At 52.3% G+C, this 19,672-nt stretch carries 13 protein-coding genes, 2 tRNA genes and 1 pseudogene; 6 read left to right on the top strand and 10 right to left on the bottom strand.

Going from position 1 to position 19,672, the window contains the following annotated elements; all coding sequences use genetic code 11:
• Positions 1 to 45: 45 nt before the first annotated feature.
• Both GA004_RS00800 and GA004_RS00795 read right to left on the bottom strand, forming a co-directional pair.
• Positions 46 to 2,127, bottom strand: coding sequence for a GAP1-N2 domain-containing protein (locus GA004_RS00800; RefSeq protein ID WP_283395383.1), 2,082 nt, complete (start codon positions 2,125 to 2,127; stop codon positions 46 to 48).
• A gap of 2 nt (positions 2,128 to 2,129) precedes the next feature.
• Positions 2,130 to 4,040 (bottom strand): hypothetical protein, encoded by a 1,911-nt coding sequence (locus tag GA004_RS00795; protein WP_283395382.1) that lies wholly within the window; start codon positions 4,038 to 4,040, stop codon positions 2,130 to 2,132.
• 73 nt (positions 4,041 to 4,113) lie between these two features.
• Here GA004_RS00795 and GA004_RS00790 point away from each other — a divergent pair.
• From GA004_RS00790 to GA004_RS00780, 3 genes are all read left to right on the top strand, one after another.
• A tRNA-Glu gene (locus tag GA004_RS00790) sits at positions 4,114 to 4,191 on the top strand.
• Positions 4,192 to 4,329: 138 nt separating this feature from the next.
• A tRNA-Glu gene (locus GA004_RS00785) sits at positions 4,330 to 4,407 on the top strand.
• Positions 4,408 to 4,795: 388 nt separating this feature from the next.
• Positions 4,796 to 5,563: a hypothetical protein gene (locus tag GA004_RS00780; RefSeq protein WP_283395381.1), complete on the top strand. Its 768-nt coding sequence runs from the start codon at positions 4,796 to 4,798 to the stop codon at positions 5,561 to 5,563.
• Here the strand turns inward: GA004_RS00780 and GA004_RS00775 are convergent.
• The 3 genes from GA004_RS00775 to GA004_RS00765 form a co-directional block, all read right to left on the bottom strand.
• Positions 5,550 to 6,629 (bottom strand): class I SAM-dependent methyltransferase, encoded by a 1,080-nt coding sequence (locus tag GA004_RS00775; RefSeq protein ID WP_283395380.1) that lies wholly within the window; start codon positions 6,627 to 6,629, stop codon positions 5,550 to 5,552. The genes GA004_RS00780 and GA004_RS00775 overlap by 14 nt on opposite strands.
• Before the next feature lie 98 nt (positions 6,630 to 6,727).
• Positions 6,728 to 7,054, bottom strand: coding sequence for a hypothetical protein (locus tag GA004_RS00770; protein ID WP_283395379.1), 327 nt, complete (start codon positions 7,052 to 7,054; stop codon positions 6,728 to 6,730).
• Between the two features lie 380 nt (positions 7,055 to 7,434).
• Positions 7,435 to 9,375, bottom strand: coding sequence for a YjhG/YagF family D-xylonate dehydratase (locus GA004_RS00765; protein WP_283395378.1), 1,941 nt, complete (start codon positions 9,373 to 9,375; stop codon positions 7,435 to 7,437).
• Between the two features lie 249 nt (positions 9,376 to 9,624).
• Here GA004_RS00765 and GA004_RS18060 point away from each other — a divergent pair.
• Positions 9,625 to 9,810 (top strand): annotated as a pseudogene (locus GA004_RS18060) (amidohydrolase family protein); the annotation flags it as partial.
• Positions 9,811 to 9,987: 177 nt separating this feature from the next.
• Here the strand turns inward: GA004_RS18060 and GA004_RS00760 are convergent.
• The 4 genes from GA004_RS00760 to recQ form a co-directional block, all read right to left on the bottom strand.
• Entirely contained in the window at positions 9,988 to 10,878 is an 891-nt protein-coding gene (locus tag GA004_RS00760) for a tetratricopeptide repeat protein (RefSeq protein WP_283395377.1), read from the bottom strand.
• A 541-nt stretch (positions 10,879 to 11,419) separates the two neighbouring features.
• The gene (locus tag GA004_RS00755) at positions 11,420 to 12,898 is read right to left on the bottom strand and encodes a sulfatase family protein (RefSeq protein ID WP_283395376.1); all 1,479 of its coding nucleotides are present in this window, start codon (positions 12,896 to 12,898) and stop codon (positions 11,420 to 11,422) included.
• 111 nt (positions 12,899 to 13,009) lie between these two features.
• A complete protein-coding gene (locus tag GA004_RS00750) occupies positions 13,010 to 14,431 on the bottom strand; it encodes a cryptochrome/photolyase family protein (protein ID WP_283395375.1) in 1,422 nt (473 codons plus the stop codon).
• Positions 14,432 to 14,583: 152 nt separating this feature from the next.
• Positions 14,584 to 16,455: a DNA helicase RecQ gene (gene recQ, locus GA004_RS00745; protein ID WP_283395374.1), complete on the bottom strand. Its 1,872-nt coding sequence runs from the start codon at positions 16,453 to 16,455 to the stop codon at positions 14,584 to 14,586.
• A 445-nt stretch (positions 16,456 to 16,900) separates the two neighbouring features.
• Between recQ and GA004_RS00740 the strand changes: the two genes are divergently transcribed.
• Positions 16,901 to 17,836 (top strand): TlpA family protein disulfide reductase, encoded by a 936-nt coding sequence (locus tag GA004_RS00740; protein WP_283395373.1) that lies wholly within the window; start codon positions 16,901 to 16,903, stop codon positions 17,834 to 17,836.
• A gap of 342 nt (positions 17,837 to 18,178) precedes the next feature.
• Positions 18,179 to 19,273, top strand: coding sequence for a tRNA dihydrouridine synthase DusB (gene dusB, locus GA004_RS00735; RefSeq protein ID WP_283395372.1), 1,095 nt, complete (start codon positions 18,179 to 18,181; stop codon positions 19,271 to 19,273).
• Positions 19,274 to 19,441: 168 nt separating this feature from the next.
• On the opposite strand, the gene GA004_RS00730 is transcribed toward dusB, so the two are convergent.
• Positions 19,442 to 19,603 (bottom strand): hypothetical protein, encoded by a 162-nt coding sequence (locus GA004_RS00730; RefSeq protein ID WP_283395371.1) that lies wholly within the window; start codon positions 19,601 to 19,603, stop codon positions 19,442 to 19,444.
• Positions 19,604 to 19,672: the final 69 nt, after the last annotated feature.

Genomic DNA, 19,672 nt, shown 5'->3' with positions numbered 1-19,672 from the left:
TTTAGGAAGACAATCCATTCCTCGCGCAAACTTTTATGGGTGAATTCACGGATTTCCCACAAGCAAAGCCCATCCGGAATCCGAATCGATAGCCTGAATAGACTGTTCCGCTTTTTCAATGGAGTCTAGGATCTGGTTGGCGGAGTCCAGATCAGCCAATGTATTTTGGGAAAACTGAGACTGTAGGGTGGACAGGTTGTGCTTTCTGTTAGCTATGCGCTCGAGGTTAAAATTGATCATGGTCTCCTCCATCAAATCGTCTCTTATAAATGTTTCCCGCCATTGATCGCGAATATTCTCCAGTTTGGTTGCCATCGGTTCGGAAAGCGCCCTTGCCGTGGCAAAGACCTCGTAAATTGATCGGGCTTGCTCGATCGCTGTGTTGTGCTCCTGGTTGGCGGTGTTTAGGGTATCACGGAATTCTGGCGATGTAATGAATGACGAAACCCGTCGTAGTATGAATCGTTCATACAGGGTTCTCATATGGTTGGAGATCTCTACTTGTGTGGGAGAGATGAGTAGGCCTTTGCTATCTTGAGCTAAATAGCGTTCGTCAGCGTTTAATTCGAAAGCTGTCTCCAAAGTTTGGATGCTATGGTGAATATCATCCTCTGATAGGGACTGCCATTGTTTCCTGTATTCCTCTGCAGCCGTAATGGCATCGATACCGTTTTGCACGAGGCGGTCTCTAGCGGCCCGACGAACGGCTTTTATACTGAGAATAGTGTCCTCTGGAATAAACCGGTCGAATGGACCGTGCTCACGAAGCGGTCCGAAGATTGGGTTGCTGGCGAGAGGCTCCTGAAAAAATGGGACTATTGATTCGGGAATAAGTAAGACGTCTAGTGATTTTATTGCCGAAGCGAAGTCGGGTTCCAGGAACCACTGGCTGGTATCGCTCTGAACAAGCGAGCTTGGAACAGGTACAATCGCGATTGAATCTGACGATTGATTCTCAACTGCGTCTCTGACGGCTGATAGAGCCTTAGCGATCTGGAGTGGCTTAGGTTCCCCGAGTGAAGACAATGCTTCTGCGACACCCAGACCGAGCTCTAGATTTTTATAGAGACGGTCCGAATCAATGAGTGATGCCCATGATTGACGGGGATCTAAAGATTTGTCCGTTCCCATATTGGGATCACTTGGACCAGAGGTAGGCGCTTCCTGAGGTGATTGCGGCTCCTCGGGTTCCGGCGGTGATCTGAAATCAAGGAGGAGGTAGGCGATTGTTCCGCAGCAAAGGATCGCTAGGCATGCCAAGGTTAGGTTCAATGTATTAGAGAGTCGGCGACGGGTCCATTTCCGCTTTGGACGTTTGCGATCCGCTCGCGTGAGTTCGTCTGGGATTTCGACTTTGGGGGCTGTTTTAGTAATACGGTGTGAAACATCCTCTGGTTCCTCGGGCACTTGCTCCTCAAAAACGTGGGGCGACTCGAAGGGGCTTACTTTATCTGCTAATCCTTCGAACTCGAAAGGAAGGGGCCGGTCTTTCCAGTTTCCTCGCCACAAAAACTGGGTCGGCTGATCGGATGTCAGAATGAAGTTTGTGAAGGGAACATCCCAGCGCTGGCTCGCAGGAAGGGTGAGAAGTTCATTGCGAAAATGATGGGCGAGGTCGTGTTCTTCACCCGCTTCGAAACTGAAAGCAGCATCCCGTGGATTGCCCGTTTCGATGGGTGAGTCGAAATCTATCGGTGTGACTTCTGTAGAAATATCCAGATCACCTATCCGAAATTGGTCTCGTTCCTGAAGTATTCTGGGAGGTTCGATCCAAGAGTCCTTCCACCCGTTCCAAAACAAAAGAATCGTAGCGGGATCCGGGAGGACCGGTATCTCGTCTTCGGTGAAGGCAAGATGGTGGGCGATGTGATTGTTGCGTTTGGAATAGTCGGTGCCAGAATCGCGCAGGCAGGTAAGGATATGGTAATTGCCAGTGCGGCTGGATAGGGCCAGGTGCCGCAGAATCACTGGGCTCGATTTACCAGGGATGTGTTCGTACCGACTTAGCTTTTCCAGTTCCTTCTCTAGGTCAGCCGGCAGGTCACGGTCGCGGGCGACGCAACAAAAGCCGGACTTTCCGGGCTCCAAGCCTCGCCGGGCGCTGGTATGTATGTATTGCAGTGACACGGTTAGCCAAAGGGGGAAGGGGTATCAGAGGAGGGCGAAAGGATGTCTGGAGCTGTTTCGGACAGTGCCCAAAGCGTGGGGGCAGTCGCTAGAATGGGATGAAGCCTTCTGGGAGATGGCGCGAGCTTTCCGGATAGAGGGCCTTCCTTGATTTCCTTGGGTGAATGACCGAGGGGTGAAATAGGAAAATAGCGGATACAGGTAGAGATAGACTCTGCGTTGGCAACTATCGTTGGGCAGAAGTCCAAAAGGAGGTTTCTCGCGACCTCGCTATTCCGATCGATTTCATCGCTTGTCAGGGGACGGTTTTCCGGAATCGAAAGCGCGTTTTCGGGCAGGATTGACTTCCAGACGTCACACTTCCCAACCATAATTGCTAATGGCGTATCCACGAGTTCATGACTATCTTTGGCTTTCAGTTTTTTGACGCGTACTCCCATCTCCGCGAGGATGGTGTCCTGCTCGTCTGTCGCTTGAGACCTTAGCTGAGGGTCACGCTTGCGGCGTAGCCGTTTACGGAATTCTCGATTTGCGGTCGGATCATACAGGAAAAACAGTGCTGAGGACGCTGCGACGTGAAGGGCTCCGGGGGAATCGTCGAGACTGACGGTGGGTTTAAAGTGCTCGCCTGCATTATCGTAAAATACTAGAGCTATCCGGTGCTTGGCGTTCTTGATTTGCCGCAAGTGGTAAACGAAAGGCCGGGGCAGGGCGACTTTCTTGCCGTTTCGGGGAAGCTGCTCGTACATGAGGCCTTCGAAGTCCGTCTTAGAAATGAAAGCGTCCTCTGGCGTGGTTGCGGAAAAGAGCCGGTTCTTCATTTCGTTCAGTCGAACGTTACCGCTAGGGTCTCCGTCTTGCAGGACGCATCCATGAGTGCGGATCAATTCTTCAGGTAGAAGCTGAAGCAAAGTTGAAAGATAGTAAGACTTCCCGCTGCTGGGGGCTCCTACTACAGACAGTATCAGGTGATTCTGGCTTAAAAAGGAGGTTGGCAGTCGACCGCGGCAGTGAGGGCAGGCCAATTCAATGCACACGACGCCTTTTTCATCTAAAGCCTGGCCTAGTTCATTGAATCGATTGGCGACGAACCTCAATTTCGTATAAGGCCCGAGTTCCGGATCGCCCATCAGGTCCTCGTGGGCAGCGATATTCATAACATCGCCTTTGGGAAAGGTCTTCCAGCAAATCGGGCAAGTGGGGTCGCTGTTGAGTCCCACTCTCGCTGCAGCATCCGTACCGTAGGAGGGCGAGGGTTCGGAGGTGGTTTTGGCCGCGGGCTCCTTTGGCAAGAGATTGATAAGTTCCTTCAGCGGAAATCGAGCATCGAGGCTTCCCGGGATCGCTATAAAGCGGCTGGTTGGTGAAAACCGTTCCTGCAAGCTCCTTTGGTTGAGCTCGCTAGATTTTAGCTGGAGTCGAAGTCGATCGCCACTGGATGCTTCAACACTCCATTTATGAGCTCGAAAGTCTTTTCCTAAATCAGGTTCATTGGATCCTATGGCGATTGCCAGAAGATGTCCTCTCAATGTGAGAGGGTAGAGCTGGTCACGATTGATCTCCATCCTCTGGTCGATGGGTTCCCCGTCTAGGAGGGGTAGGCTGTCTGGATCTAGGGCTGTGATGTAGTATTTCCCTTTCTCCTCTGAGATGCGGCAGAGGGGGGTGGTTTCCCCTGCCTGGGACCTCCCGTTTAGGGTAGCGGGGAAGTTGCTCACATTCGTGACCAACCGGTTGAGGCAGTCCGCAATCGTAAGTGAAGCGTCGTTTCGGAATATGTTGAAAATCCCCATCTCGTTTATGCTAGATCGATTTGGCAAAGTGTTGCCTATGATTGGGTAAAGCGAATTTAGTGGGCCATGGCAAGTTCGGTGGACACAAATAGGATTATACGGGAGATTTTTCTTTCTCATTTTGACCTAAAATTTGGAAAAAAAGCCTTGCATGGGAGATCCGTATTTCTAGGTTCTCCGGCTCTTAGCTGACGCCCCGTTCGTCTAGCCAGGCCTAGGACACATGGTTTTCATCCATGCGACAGGGGTTCGAATCCCCTACGGGGTACCAGTTAAGCCAAGATACCGCTGCTGAAAGGCAAGCGGTCTTTTTGCGTACAACGCCATGGGGATTAGAGCCCCTATGGTTGGGTCGATTAATTCTTGCATACCCTTTGATAAATTTTAGGTTCTGCGGCGCTTTAGCACGGTCCCGTTCGTCTAGTCAGGCTTAGGACGCATGGATTTCATCCATGAAACAGAGGTTCGAATCCTTTACGGGACGCCATCCTTCGCTCTGTGTGCTACGGATGCCGCGCCGCGGCGGGGCTCGGGACTTTCGAACCTCTGTTCTCCGAGACGGGTTCGACGGATAGAGCCCGCGAGCGGAGAGGGGCGATCGAAGGTCGTCGCGCAGCGATTCGGCGTAATCCGAACCAATCCTTAACCGGGCACCATCCAAGGCGAGGTTGCATATCGAAAATTCGGATGAACCCCATTTTGTCTGGGGTTGTCTACCGAAGTGAAGTCAGCTTGCGGGGTTATTTCCGACTCGTATTGTGTCGGCTTTATAGTTGGCTGCCTGGATGCGTCACGTTTGTCTTTCCATCCTTGTTTTAAGTTCCCTGTTTCTTAAAGGCTGCGATAGTGGATCGAAATCTGAGCCTATACCAAGTTTGGTAGAACCATTCTTGGTAGAGTTTCAGGGCGGCTGGTCCGCTTCGGAGACAGGTGATGGCCATGAGTGGCATTGGGGTGGGGCACGTAATTCGATCGCCCTGAGCAATGAGTTGCCGGAGGCTCAGGTTGCTACGATTTCCTACGATGCACTTTCCCTTAACGAGCGTTCTTTGCGTGTCTACCAGGATGGCCAGATCTTATTTACAGAGACACTCGACACAAAGGCATGGGAGCGCAGACAGTTTACGATCCGGATGGAGCCGGGGGTTTCGCCTTTGGTCTTTGAAACCGACGAGCCGAGTGTAGTGACGGCCGGTGAAACCCGTGATTTGTGCGTTTGTATCCGCGATTTCAGTATAAGGTTGAGCGAGGAAAACGCTGAGCCGAGCGTGTTTCAGGTGAAGCTACAGTTTGATGATGGTTGGTACGCCGAAGAATTAGATGATTTGCATTCGTGGCGCTGGGCTGAGTCACGTGGATTATTCCATGTCGTTAACGAGCCCGAAGTTACCAAGACAGTTGGGCTTAGCTTTGGGGTCAGAACAATAGATCGGCGCTTGCTGGAGTTTTTGGCGAATGGGACTTCGCTTTTGACGGAGGAATTAGTTCCTGGTCCGTGGATACAGTTTCGGCAAAACGTGAACTTGGCTCCAGGAGTTAATCGTTTTGTATTCGAGACACCCACTGCTGGCACAAAGATGCTAGGTGACGATCGGAAACTCTCATTTTGTATCCAAAATTTGAAAATAGTTACCGCTCTCTAAGCCGCTCGTGGGTTTCCAGGTGGGTATCCGTTATAAGGAGCGGAGGCATTAGCCCCAAAAGAGACTTGAGCCGTATCCCCCATCCCTTTGACGAAATGCCTTTCTTTCGTATGAGGAAAGTATTGGAAAGTTCGTTGCCTCTTCTGCCGATGTAGTTGTCTTCGATGACTTCGATTGGCCTGCAGTCGGATTCATCTATAATTTCAAAGACCTTACGCTGTGGCAAGTAGTGCATTTCCAGCTCGTCCTCTTCAAAGGGAGGGGATTCGATATAGGTATCAACTTCGAAGGAGTAGGTTCGTTTGTAGGTTGGTATTTGAATTAATGCGACACCGTTTGGGGCGAGTGAGTTCAGCAAATTTTCCAGTAGAATTGTTATAATGGGAGGCGGGTTATGCTGCAAGACCATCACCGAAAATATAAAGTCGGTTTGGGGAAGCCGAGCGAGTTCTGCCGGATCATTCACATGGCGAAAATCCACGTGATTCAGGCCGTCGTCGGCAATCGATTTCCTAGCTATTTCGAGATGATTACGAGAGATGTCAATGCCCTCAACCTCGTCGAACCGATCTGCGAGTAAACGGGTTACTCTTCCCACTCCGCAACCGAATTCCCGACAAGATTTGAAGCTTCTGATGTCGATATCGTTCCGCTCAAGCGTTGAGTCAAGAATCATCATATCGATTTCAGCGCTCTTCTCGAAATCCTTTTGGCTGTCCCCGATCTTGTCGCTCCGGTAGGAGTCCTGCGAAAGAACGGACCAATGGGGGTCAGATTCTCCGAGCGCTTCCCAGGTCTTCTGGACGTGTTGAATGAATTCCTTTTGTTGTTCACTGTCTAGTTCAGTGGAAACATTCATCTTTGGCGAAAGCCCCAAATAGAAAAACAGGTCCCACTCTGGATTATTCGCGATGAATTCCTCAGATGAAAGGAAGTGCTGGCGAAGGAGTTTGCTGCTTTTGAATACACCAGTGCGCTTTTTTATCGTTTGTTCCGATTCAGGTTCCCGGTCAAGAAAGAGCCGGTATCCCCAGATAGAGTAGTCGTCCGAGATTGGTTCGTCCATGTGTTCGCGAAGTTTTTGCAGAGCTGATTGTCATTGAGTGAAGAGTCGGGCATAGAGTGCAAGTCCATTCGACTTGCAGGGGATGTTGGGCAATCGGGTTAGGGTAGGACGCTCAGTGAAAACGAGAATCTTAGAAACGCCTGAACGTTTCGCTTCTTGGACTGACTAACGCACGACGGAGGATCCGCTAGTATAGCTCGAGTCGGTGGCCTACCGTTGATAACTTCTCTCTTGATTTGCACGATTTCTGGCACTGTCCAGAGGGAGTAAAAATCGTCTGGGCCACTGCTTGGACCATGGATGTCGGCGTATCCAATCAGCAACTTATCCATCATTGCTGTAATGATCAGATTGGGACTGTGGTTAAACGTGGAGAAAACGAGTTCCCAGTTTTCAATGTCCGAATCCGACCAATCTACTTTCAAAAGATCGTCGACGCTAGAGGGTCTTTGACAATATCCAGAAAGAAACCAGAATTCGATGTGAGAACGTATGCCTTCGACGGTCCAGAATGAAAGGTCATCGTTTTGAGCAATATTCCCTTTGGAGGGCAGGTTCCTTGTGCTCTCACTACTTTTCTGCTGAGTCCTCCAATAAGTTATCTAACTCTGCCTTTAGCGGCTCGAAAGAGTAGCGATAGTCTTCCATTTCCATCATGCAAATTATCAAAATATCTGAGTACGAAGGAATCTCATAAAGTCCCTTATCGGAGAAATGCCCGTTGCTTGAGTGGATCTAGCGAGGGGTTCCACTCTTGTGGAGACGCAACTCGATCGATTTGAAAGAGATCGGAGCTGTTACTTTGCTATCGGCCCTCTGCTTCGAGTCCCTTCTCTAGCAATTCGGAAATTCGGTCGGCGTCGTAGACGCATCCGGACCAGGAGCCACCGCTCGCATTCTGAAGGGCGGCCCATAGTCGCGTGTCGGCGGGGACTCGAGGATCGGGTTTTAGGGCAGGATTAATGGAGCGCTCCGCTAGTTCCCTCGCATCGATCGACAAAATATCTACGGATCCCTGCAAGTGATTGGTGTCGATTTCGACTCGAATAACATCGCCGTCTAGAACACATCCAATGGGTCCGCCGGCCCAGGCCTCAGGACTGACGTGGCCGATACAGGCTCCGGTGGAGACACCGGAGAAGCGGCCGTCAGTAATTAAAGCGATACTCTCGCCCCCTTTCATGTGCTTAAGGGCGGAGGTGATCTGATATGTTTCCGGCATGCCACAGCCGGGCCCGATCCCAATAAGGATAATGGTGTCGTTTAGCTGAACCTTTCCCGACTTGATCGCTTCAATCGCCTCTGCTTCGCTCGTCATGACCCGGGCAGGGCCTTCATGTCTATAGAATCCGTCGCCATCGATTCTATCCGGAGAAATGGCCGTACTTTTGACCAAGGCGCCCTCTGGGGCCAAATTGCCCTGCATAAAAGTCACCGTACTCGTCAATCCGCGTTGCTTGGCTTTAGTAGGGGACATGATTACTTCGTCCGGATCGATTCCGTCTAGCATTCTCAGTTTATCCTTTAATACGGTGCGGCGTTCTGTGGATTCCCACCACTCAAGATTTTCACCCAGAGTAGCCCCGGTCACGGTCAAGGCGTCGAGTTTCAGCAGCCCCATTTCTCGCAAGTGTAACATAATTTCGGGTACACCTCCCGCGAGAAAAACCTGAACAGTTGCGAAGTGCTTGGGCCCGTTTGGCAATGAATCGACGATTCGGGGAACGGAACGGTTGATGCGGGCCCAGTCTTCGACGGTTGGCTGTCGTAACCCGGCGGCATGAGCAATGGCCGGAATGTGAAGGACAAGATTAGTGGATCCTCCAACCGCAGCATGCACAACCATGGCGTTGTAGATTGAGTCGTCTGTCAGGATTTCGGCGGTGGTTTTCTGCTTTGCTTCGAGCTCGATCAATGCCTTGGCGGAACGGCGGGCCAGGTCCTTCCAGATAGCGGCACCGCTGGGAGCGAGCGCCGCGTGGGGCAAGGTGAGGCCGAGCGCTTCGGCGACGACTTGGCTGGTTGCCGCCGTACCCATAAACTGGCATCCACCTCCTGGAGTGCCGCAGGCTTTGCATCCCATTTCTGCTGCATATTCGAGATCAACCTCTTGGTGGGCGAATCGAGTCGGAAGCGTTTGCACTTTTCCAGCGTCTTCTCCTTCCTCGGCCAAAAGAGTGACTCCTCCCGGCACCAGAATCGTCGGCAATGTTGGCGTCCCCGCCAAAGCCATAAGCATTGCCGGGAGACCCTTGTCGCAGGTCGCGATACCGACAACTCCTCGACGGGTCGGGAGCGATCGTATCTGCCTTCGAAATACAGTGGCGGCGTCGTTTCGGTAGGGGAGGCTGTCAAGCATTCCGACTGTTCCATTGGTCCGGCCGTCACAAGGGTCGCTACAGTAGGCGGCGAACGGAATTGCTCCTTCCTTCGAGAATGCTTTCGACGCTTCCTCGACTAGCATTCCGATTTCCCAATGTCCGGTATGATAACCCAGCGCTATAGGCGAGCCATTAGGCGCTCGCAGTCCGCCTTGCGTACTGAGGATAAGAAACTGCTTTCCAAGGAGCTGTTTCGGGTCCCAGCCCATACCCGCGTTTTGCGTCATTCCGAAAAAGTCGCCGCTGGCCATGCCTCTCAGTTGATCGCCTGCTAACGGAAGGGAGCCTCCGGGTCCGGAGGCATGTGTCTGGAGCTTGTATATTTCCGGGTCTTGGGAATCGAGCAGTTCGCGGAGGAGTAGCATTCTGCTATCCGATTTTATTTTGCCGATAACGCAACTTCGGAATTAAGGATGTTTAAGGCTTCGACCTCTGAGATTACAGACACGTGCTCTTCATTTTTCTTGTCGCCCTTCGTCAGGATGGCAACCCCTAGCAGAAATGTCTATGTGAAAGTGTCAGAGGTAGTCCGGCAGAGAGAGGGAGAGGTCGTAACGGATCCAGACTTCTATCGTCCAGGTCTCGACGTCTTACTTGACTAGTTTGGTCCGGATCGGCTGGTTTTTGGAAGCAATTGGCCGGTAAGTGATCTTATCGCTCCCTATGCAAACGTGAACGGAGTGGTGTCTGAATATTTTGCTTCTAAGAGCCGTGATGTCGCCGAGAAGTATTTTTGGCGAAATTCCCACACTGCCTACCGCTGGCTCCCTCGTGGCCCCGCGGCGACCCTGTTGGCCTGAAGCAACTATATATTGCCGCTAGACAAAGAGCAGTGGTCACCTGGATCAATTTCCGGGGCAATCTTAGTAGCGTTTGAAAAAGACTATTCCATCAGCGAGACAGGTTCTGCACTAAGGATACGCGGCCCGTAGTTGAATTTTGGTGAGCCGTCTTCGTCTGCTCATATAGGGATAGGCTTACCTGGGATGTTTGGCGTTGATCTGTTTGAGAAGAATATCCTTGGAGTGCTCGAGCGAGGGCTCGTCGATTCCTTTGATGATTTTTTGGGCCGCGGTGTGGTGTCCCATTTCAAACCGGGTCTTAGCCATGTAGAGTTGCATCATCTGCTTTTCCTCGGGTGACTCCACAAAATTGACAAGCTGCTGCCACTCCTCGAGAGCGGCTTCCCAATTGGGCCTCGCGATATCGAAAAAACTTTGGGCGTAGCGGAGACGGTAGGGTAGATGGGCGGGCGCGAGCATGGCTGCTTTCCGAAATCGATTCTGAATTTCCAGGTCGATCCCCTCTGGAAGGAAGAGCTTATCATCGATAAAGAAATTCTTGTAGCTAAAGAGGAGGTTTCCCAACTGGTAGTGGTAGAGAGGCTCGTCGGGGCGAAGGTCGATGGCCATTTGGTAAAACCCCATTGCCTCCGGGTAATTGCCCTCTTCCGCCTGGTAGTTCCCCAACTGGTTTTTAACGATCGCGTGATACGGGTCAATCTGGTCAGCCCGAATAAGCATAGCGTTGCTGGGGATGCGTTCACCGATTCGATGTAGCATCATCCCGTAGGAGATAAAGGCCGCTACATAGTTGGGGGCAGCGCTGATTAGGGCTTCGTATCCGTCGACGATCGACTGAAGTTCCGTTTCGATCGAATGCACGTCCTCGGTGACCAACGCTTTCTCGTAGCGCTTATAGGCACTCTGCTCTCGCCCGTTCAAATCCTTGAGAAGGTAGGCCGCCATCGATTCGGAGCTTGGGGTTTCTCCGGTATCGCTCTCTGCGGCTTCCTGCCCGAAGGAAACGACTGCGAGAGGAATCGCTAGTAGTAAGAAGAAGAAGCGGAATCGATGAAATCGTTGCATATAATTGTTCTCAAGCTAGAGATACTGCTCGTTAGAGCGAGTTTTATTGGACGCCATCAAGCTGAGATCGTTCCATTTCGTTCTGTCGTGGGACGGGCTTGATCGTGGTAAGGTCCGGCATAGAGTTCCTGATGTGAGGACGAGGCCCCAAGGATATTTCGATTCGCTGCCACTAATTGGAAGAGACGGACTGGTTGGCTTAAAAGAGCGACTTGAGCGAGCGGTCCCTTGTGCGCAACGGACCATGCGTTACAAAACGCCAACTTTCGAGCGAGGGAATCACTGGGCCTGTCTGGGCAATCAAAAGCATCGCAATGCATCTACTTTTGCTCGGAAGCGGTTATTGCTCAGGTTGTCGCGAACAATCCGAAGTTCAATTGCGGCAAAGGCTGTGTGCGTATACGTGATACTCAGGAGGTCCCGATTGAGGATCTAGTGGATGCCTACAGGTGAGCCATGGGGATAGCGTAGGGTTGAGACAGCTTGATCAAACGACGCGGCACTACACGGACGAGCCTAGCGTGGTATTGAGGGAGTGTGTCTATTTCGAGCCATGGTCGGCACGGGACCGGTCGTCGAAGTACTTTTCCCGTATCCAGTTTGGTTGCCAGACATCGAGTGATCGCTCGATTTTACTGAAGTCGACTTCCTTGGGGGCGGGGTTGTCAACTTGGAGTGGCGATGGGTCTCCTACACGTGATTGCCAGCTCTTCATGAGGGCGAACAGTTCCGCACGTTGATTGGAATAGGCGGGGTCTTCGGCAAGATTGTTTATTTCGCCCGGATCCGTGTGGAGGTCGAAGAGCAGTGTGTGATTAATTTTTGGATATATATGCAGCTTGTATCGCTCGTTTCGAACGGCACGCATGATGTCTTGGAATGGAAGAAATAGGGACTCCCGCACGGAAGCCGCCGGGTTTTTGAACAAGGGAGTCAGATCGGCGCCGTCGATTCCCTTGGGTGTGGGCACGCCGCATAGCTCGAAGATAGTCCGATTGAGGTCGAGAATGTAGGTCATGGCGTCGGTCGACTGGTTTTGGGGGATTCCTGGACCGGATAGGATGAGGGGAGCCCCCATGCTGTGCTCATAGACGTTTTGCTTTCCGAGCAATCCATGGGAGCCTACGCTGAGGCCGTGGTCGGCGGTGTAGATGACGATTGTGTTTTCTCCAGCGGGAGAGTTCTCGACGGCGTCAAGGATGCGACCGACTTGGGTATCGAGGTGAGTGATGAGCCCGTAATATTCGCAGAGCTGATCGCTGACGACCGACTTGGTACGCGGGTGGGCAGCGAGGCTTTCGTCCCGTTTTTTCCCATTAAGATGGCCATTGTCGAACGGATGGTCGGGTAGGAAGTTCTCTGGAAGAGGAGGTCGGTTCTCATAGTAAAGCTGCCGATAGGATGGCGGTGGATTACGGGGATCGTGTGGGGCGGTGAAGGCAACGTAGAGCAGGTAAGGTGCGTCGGAATCCTGCTCTTGGATGAAGTCGATGGCGGCGTCAGCGAAATGAGTACTGGAGAAGCGAGTGCCGACTTTTTTCTCGGTTAGCGTTCCATCCCGATTGAGATTTTGCAGCGGGACTTTCGTATGGTCGGACATACCGCCCATAAAGAGATTGGCTCCGGTTTGAAAGGATCGGGCGAGGGTAGTTTGGCCGTTGTGCCATTTGCCGACTGCGTGGGTGGTATAGCCAGCCTGGGCGAGGTGTTCCGGGAAGGTGGTTAGACCTTCCCAATTCCGGGTGTCTTTGATCCGGTGCCAGTGGCGTCCGGTCATAAGCATGCTGCGACTGGCGACGCAGACTGCGCCACTATAGCTGCCGGCACAATAGTTTCGGGTGAAACTAAGCCCATTGGCAGCGAGTCGATCCAAATGAGGCGTTTGTATGTGTTCGTTGCCGTGGGCTCCGATCGTGTCAGGGCGTTGATCGTCCGCAAAGAGGAAAACGATATTAGGTCGGGCGAACAGACCGAGTGTTGGCAGAGATAGTAATAGGGTTAAGAATACGAATAGTTTCATTGGGAAAGGCTTGGTGTCTTTTTGTGTGATTTTGGCAGCGGTCGATTTAGGAGTCGCCGCATCAGGGTTTCGGATTGATCTAGGCAGCTCGGGGACGGGCCGCGACTAGGGCTATAATCTATCGAAAAGCATCTTGGCTTTTAGGGCGGCTCTTTTGTGGTTCAGGATTGGGGCCGGGTAGTCGACTCCGAGCTCACCTTCCCAGCGATGGATTTGGCGGGGTGATAGCGAACTTAGTTCGGGAATCCACTTTTTGATATATTCGCAATCTGGATCGAATCGTTCTTGTTGTCGCCAAGGATTGAATATGCGGAAATAAGGCTGGGCATCACAGCCGGTTGACGCCGCCCATTGCCAGTTACCGTTGTTGACGCAGGGGTCATAGTCGACCAAGCGTTGGGCGAAGTGGCGTTCGCCCCATCTCCAATCGATGTGAACGTCCTTGGTGAGAAAGGACGCCACGACCATGCGCACGCGGTTGTGCATAAATCCCGTTTGGTTGAGCTGGCGCATCCCGGCGTCGACGATGGGAAAGCCGGTTCTGCCTTCTCTCCAAAGTTCGAATGCCTGGGTATCCTGCTTCCAGGGGACCTTATTGTACTTTTCCTTGAAGGAATTTCCGAACACATGTGGAAAGTGAAAGGCGATTTGAGTGAGGAAATCTCTCCAATAAAGTTGGCGAATCAGAGGATTTTCCGGATCCAGTTTGCGTCGAATCGTCCAGTATGCCTCGCGGACGGAGCAGGTTCCAAATTTTAGGTGGGCGGACAAGTGACTGGTCGATTCAAGGGAGGGAATGTCGCGATCATTCGCGTAGTCAGAAAGCCTAGACAGTCGATGGAGCGTGTTTCTGGCCTCTTTGCGACCCCCTTTTACGGAAGGGTATTCTGGGATATCGCGGATTAGTCCTTCAAGGAGTTTCCCAACTTTAAGGGACTTTGCGGGAGAGGCGAGCCTGCCTTTTCCGGCGGTCAACTTGCTGACGGAATCCACTTTGATCGTGCGGGCTCGATTGAAGTAGGGAGTAAAAACGGTATAGGGCGTCCCGTCCGCCTTGAGGGACTCCTCGGGTTCGTTGAGAAGCAAGTCGCTGCAGGTGGGAAACGCGATGCCCTGCTTTTTGCAGGCCGACAGGAGAGCGCGGTCCCGCTGAATGCTAAAAGGGGTGTAGTCGCGATTGACCCAGATGGCTTCGATTCCGAGTTTCCGGACCCATTTTTCGACGAGTTCGTGTGGCTTGCCTGGGAAGAGAAAGAGGGCTGAGTTCTGATCTCTCAGGTCCTGATCGAGCTCCTCTAGAGAGTCATGTAGAAACCAGAGTCCCGGTTCGCTACGGTAGTCGTGCGGCTCGGTTTGTCGGGGATCAAGGACAAAGGCGGGTACGACCTCTTCGGATTGAATAAGGGCTCGGTTGAGTCCCGTATTGTCATCGACCCGCAGGTCGCGTCGAAACAGGAAAAGGCTTTTTTGGTAAGTTTTGATGTTCGTTGGGTTCGGGAGTGGGTTGGATCTACAAATGCGGTTTAGTGTCATTTGGCACCCTCATCGTAGGTTTATGTGGTGGACAATGGGTAGGGCACGCCGGCTCAGCGAGCCGGTTAAGAGGTTCAATCTAGGGTGGCGTGCCGGGCCGTCACGCCCTATCTGGCAGACGGATTGGGAAAGCGATTTGATTAAGTGGCGCATTAGCGGAACGAGGGTTCGAGTTCATCGATACCCGCTTCGGGATGAGTATCCAAATATTCCTTTATGGCTTCGATGAAAGTATCTCCGTATTTTTCTAGCTTGGCTATCCCGACGCCGCTGATGTCGGAAAGCTGGCCTTCGTCGATCGGGAAGTCGCGGGCCATTTCGCGGAGAGTGACATCGGAAAAAACGATATAGGGAGGGACCCCCTGCTCTGCGGCGAGCTCTTTGCGGAGGGTGCGAAGGATGGCGAATAGTTCCTCGTTGCATTCGATGCCTCCCGTTGATGAGGGCTGGTGCCGTTGGGAAGCCGCCTTCGCAACACTGGGCTGGGTGAGCTGGATTGGAGTCCGGTCCCGCAGAGCTGCTTTCCCTTTTCTCGTCAATTCAAGTACACTATGGTTTTCAGCGTTCTGCTCGATGTATCCGTTGCGGATGAGCTCACGACCAAACGCCTGCCATTCCATGCGTCTGTAATCCTGTCCGATATCGTAGGTTGAAAGGCGGTCGTGTCTCCACTTGAGAACTTTTTCGTTCTTGCTGCCAAGGAGAACATCAACGATGTGGTTGATGCCGACGCTAAAGCCGCTGGCCTGATTGACGCGAAAAATGCAGGACATGAATTTCTGAGCGGGAAGGGTGCCGTCAAACGTTTGCTTTGGGTTGCGGCAGTTGTCGCAGTTACCACAATTCCCTTCTGTCCACTCCTCCGAAAAATAGCCCAGCAACACCTTACGGCGGCATTCCGAGGACTCCGAGTAGTGAACCATCTGACGTAGTTGCTGCGTGGCGACATCTCGTTCTTTGTGGTTGTTCTTGTCGGCGATGAACTGGAGCTGCTTGGCTACATCTCCCGGACTAAAGTATAGAATGCAGTCCGAAGGCAGACCGTCGCGCCCTGCCCGTCCAGTTTCTTGATAGTAGCCTTCAATATTCTTTGGAAGGTCCTGATGGATAACGTAGCGCGCGTTCGGCTTATCGATGCCCATACCGAACGCGATGGTCGCGCAAATGACCTTTATCTCGTCTCGTATGAAGGCCTCCTGGTTTTCAGCGCGTTTAAGGGGCGTCATGCCTGCGTGATAGGGCAGGGCTTCGATGCCGTTCTGGCGGAGCCGGTCGGCAAGGCTTTCAGTCGCCTTGCGTGAATAGCAGTAGATGATGCCACTTTCGTAGGGCTTGCTGCTCACGAACTTCAGAATCTGCTGGAATACCGCCTGTTTGGTCTCGATCTGATAATTGAGGTTGGGGCGATTGAAGCTGGCTACAAAGGTGCGGGGCTCTTTGAGCCGAAGCTGGGTCAGAATGTCCGTTCGTACCCGGTCGGTGGCGGTAGCCGTTAACGCCATGAAAGGGAGATCGGGGAAAAGGCGTCTTAAGTTCGACAGCTGTCGATACTCCGGGCGGAAGTCGTGTCCCCACTCGCTGATGCAATGTGCCTCATCCACGGCAAAGCGGGAAACCTTCCATTGCTTAAGGTCGTCGAGAAAACCGGAAAGCATAAGCCTCTCCGGGGCGACGTACAAAATGGTGTATTCACCGGCAAACAGCTTCGCATAGCGTTTTCGCGCCTCCGTTTTATTCAAAGAAGAATTCAAGAACGTGGCAGGGATACCGTTCGCGTTGAGCCCATCGACCTGATCTTTCATCAAGGCGATCAGGGGAGAAATGACTACCGTGAGACCTTCCTCGAGAATGGCGGGGAGCTGGTAGCAGAGCGACTTTCCGCCGCCGGTAGGAAGGAGGGCGAAAACATCTCTTCCTTCGAGGGATTCCGATATGATCTCTTCTTGCAACGGGCGAAACGTGTCATGCCCGAAATAACGTTTCAGGATCTCACGAGCACGATCGATTTGTAGCGAAGCCGGCATTGTCTGAATGTGTCGAATCGAATCTTGATAAGGAAGGCTGAATTGATTGCGAACAGGATTTGGTTGAGATTTTTTGGCCACGGATCCGCTTAAACGTAAGGCTACGGCGTGATAAACTGGATTTTGATGGAGGGGGAAAACAAGCGGGCGACCGCTGGTCGTTGACCTCAAGTTGCCGGTCTTAGAGGGACTACTGTAAATTTGGCTTATTTTTTGGCACAGCTGGATCTTAGAGGTAGGGCTGCTTATCCGTTCGACTGAGCGCACGGCCGAAGCATAAAGCAGCCGCAATTAGCTATGGTAAAACTTGGCTGGCGAGGGACAGTCAGCCCTACCTTAGGATGCAGGAATTTACTGAGGTTCCGTTTGCGTCCTCGATAGTCGGCTAGGAACCTCTTGGCGAATCGGCTTGCATGCAAGGGGCCGTGCGGGTCGTATTTGGAGTATGACGTTCAATCTACCTAGTTGCCTTGTTGCGGGGGCTTTAAGTTTGTTGGCCCCTCTCTGGGCACAGGACCATGGAGATCACTCGCACTCTACTGAGGACCATTTGTACGAAGCAGCACGCGATCCTGCGGTATCGTGGGAAGAGGCGTACGCACGGGCCGTAGAGGAAGAAGTCGAGAAGGCGTTTCTCGTCGAGGCCCAGACCATTCATTACCTTTCCACGGGCAATATGCCTGAATTATACAAGCATTTGGACGAGTTGGAGGCGGTTTCCGGAGAACTGGAGTATGGGATGGCCAATTCGTTCCACTCCGAGCGTCAGCTGATAGGGTTGGTAGCTTCGATCCGTGCCATTCAGGCCTATGAAGCCACGGACATGCCCGAATTTGAAAAGCAGGCAGCCAAGTCATTTATTAATGCGCCGGAGTACACACAGGCTTTCGGTCTGATCCAGTTGATGACGGAAGTGCGGCAAAAAGAAGTTCAAGAAGCCGCCATGGCAAATCTGCGAATCCCCATGGATTTAGTCATCGCGAGCGCAGATGGCGAGGAAAAGCCTTTGTCGCAGTGGCTCTCGGGAAACAAGGCCATGCTCATTGACTTTTGGGCAAGCTGGTGCGGGCCCTGCATACAACTGATGCCGGAGCTTCGCACGAAAGGCGAATCGCTACCGAGTCAGGGAATCGTGGTAGCGGGAATGAACACCGATGCGGACGATCCCGTAGGCAAAGCGAAGAAGACACGGGCGGAGCACAAGATGGAACTGATGCCATGGCTTTTGGAACCGGAGGACCGACCACTGAGCCAGTTGCTCATGATCAACTCAATCCCTCGCATGATCCTAGTCGCTCCTGACGGTACGGTTCTTTACAATGGCCATCCAATGGACCCGAGCCTCAAGACGGCTCTGGCCAAGTTGGACGTTAAAATCTAGTTCGGGTATATCTTGCCCAAGTAGCTTTCGGTTTGCCTCATCCGTTATCCAAAAACGTTAGCAGCTCACAGGAGCGGGTTTATCCCGCGATTTTGGGCTGACTCAAGCGCAGTATGGAACCGCTCCCACAGGGTATGGACTTTCATCCGATCGTAGGGCTCGCGATTACGATACGCAGCAGTGCAAGAGCAAAGGTTTCTGATCTGACTACGCGGCACAGTACGAGCACTGGTTCTACTATTTGACTTTGACCGTTCTAAATACCAATGAAAAGGCTTTTCATGCGGAAATAATTCCTTTCGTGTTCCTCGTCGTCGATCTGAGGCGGCAGTTCGTTCGATAATGAAACTGGGAAACCTAGAGCTTGAATCCAATTTGTTTCTCTCGCCCTTGGCGGGATATACGAATCTCTCGTTTCGCCTGACGGTTAAGTCCTTGGGAGGACTGGGTCTAGTCACCACCGATTTAGTCAATGCCCGCTCCCTTCTGGAAAAGCGACCAGTAGCGTATAAGATGATAGCGACGGACCCGCGAGAGCAGCCAATGTCGGTGCAGCTTTTCGGAGGAGTGCCCGAAGAAATGCGCGATGCGGCTCTTATCGTGCAAGAACGTGGCGCTCAGTCGGTAGACATCAATATGGGCTGTCCGGTGAAAAAAGTTACCAAAACCGGGAGCGGATCCTCTATGATGAAGGACTCACAGGCGACGCAGCGACTGGTGAAAGGGATGGTGGACGCCCTCGACATTCCAGTGACGGCCAAAATGCGTCTTGGCTGGGATGATGACAATATAACGGCTCCGGACCTAGCAGTGGCATTAGAAGACGTCGGCGTATCCGCGATCTTTGTACACGGTCGGACACGAGCTCAAGGGTTCTCTGGGAATGTTAACTTAGATGGAATCCGAAAAGTTAAAGAAGCGGTATCCCGTGTTCCTGTTATTGGAAACGGCGACGTGACTACTCCGGAATCGGCCCGAGTGATGTTGGAAAGTTCTGGCTGCGATGGGGTCAGCATGGGTAGGGGAGCGTTCTACAATCCGTGGATTTTCAAACAGACCGAGCACATGCTCCGGACTGGCGAGATACTGCCAGAGGCGACGTTCGAACAGCGCGTAGAGTTGATGCGGATACATTTGAAACGGATGATCGAGTTTTATGGCGAGGACCGCGGGTGCGTACAGTTTCGCAAGGTGGCTCCCTGGTATGCCAAGCGGTTTGGGCCGTCGAAGTACTTTAAAGATAGGGTGGTGCGTTTTTCCAGTTTGGATGAATTTGATACCATTCTCGCGGAGTACCTCCAGTGGCGGGCTAAGTTTTGCGATGAGTCGGGTGAATTACAGGAGCGATACCGTCCACCAGAACAGTATTCATCAATTACGGACAAGGCACCGGTGGAGCAGATCAAAGTCCCGAAGGGACCGGTTTCGAATTGGTGAGAAGCTGGTCTTACCACGGAGTTCATGGCGTTAATGACTCTTGGATTGAGGTCTTGAACCACAGATCGCACGAATGTGAAAGGATCGAGATAAGGATAAATTCCTCGATGCCTTAGCATGCACCGAGTCTCCCCCCGATGTGAGGATATGCAGGTGGTCAAAGAGGCCCTAGGAGGCAGCTTTTAGTGATTTGATGCTGTGGGTTTCCAAGAGCTTGGCTTCTTCAGGGAGTGTATGAAGCTTGGCTTCGATCGAATCGACGATCGCTTGGATATGGGGATCTTCAGGAAGGTCCGACGATAGCGAATCGACTAGATTGAGAATAGGCAACAGGCCCTCACCGGTCTCTGGCCGAGCGAGGTGCGTTTAGGCGACCAGTTGGGTGACGATGTCCTCGAT

It is taken from the genome of Candidatus Pelagisphaera phototrophica, from assembly GCF_014529625.1.
Lineage (GTDB): Bacteria > Verrucomicrobiota > Verrucomicrobiia > Opitutales > Opitutaceae > Pelagisphaera > Pelagisphaera phototrophica.
The sequence above is the reverse complement of the archived record's forward strand: the minus strand, read 5'-3'. Positions and strand labels throughout refer to the sequence as shown.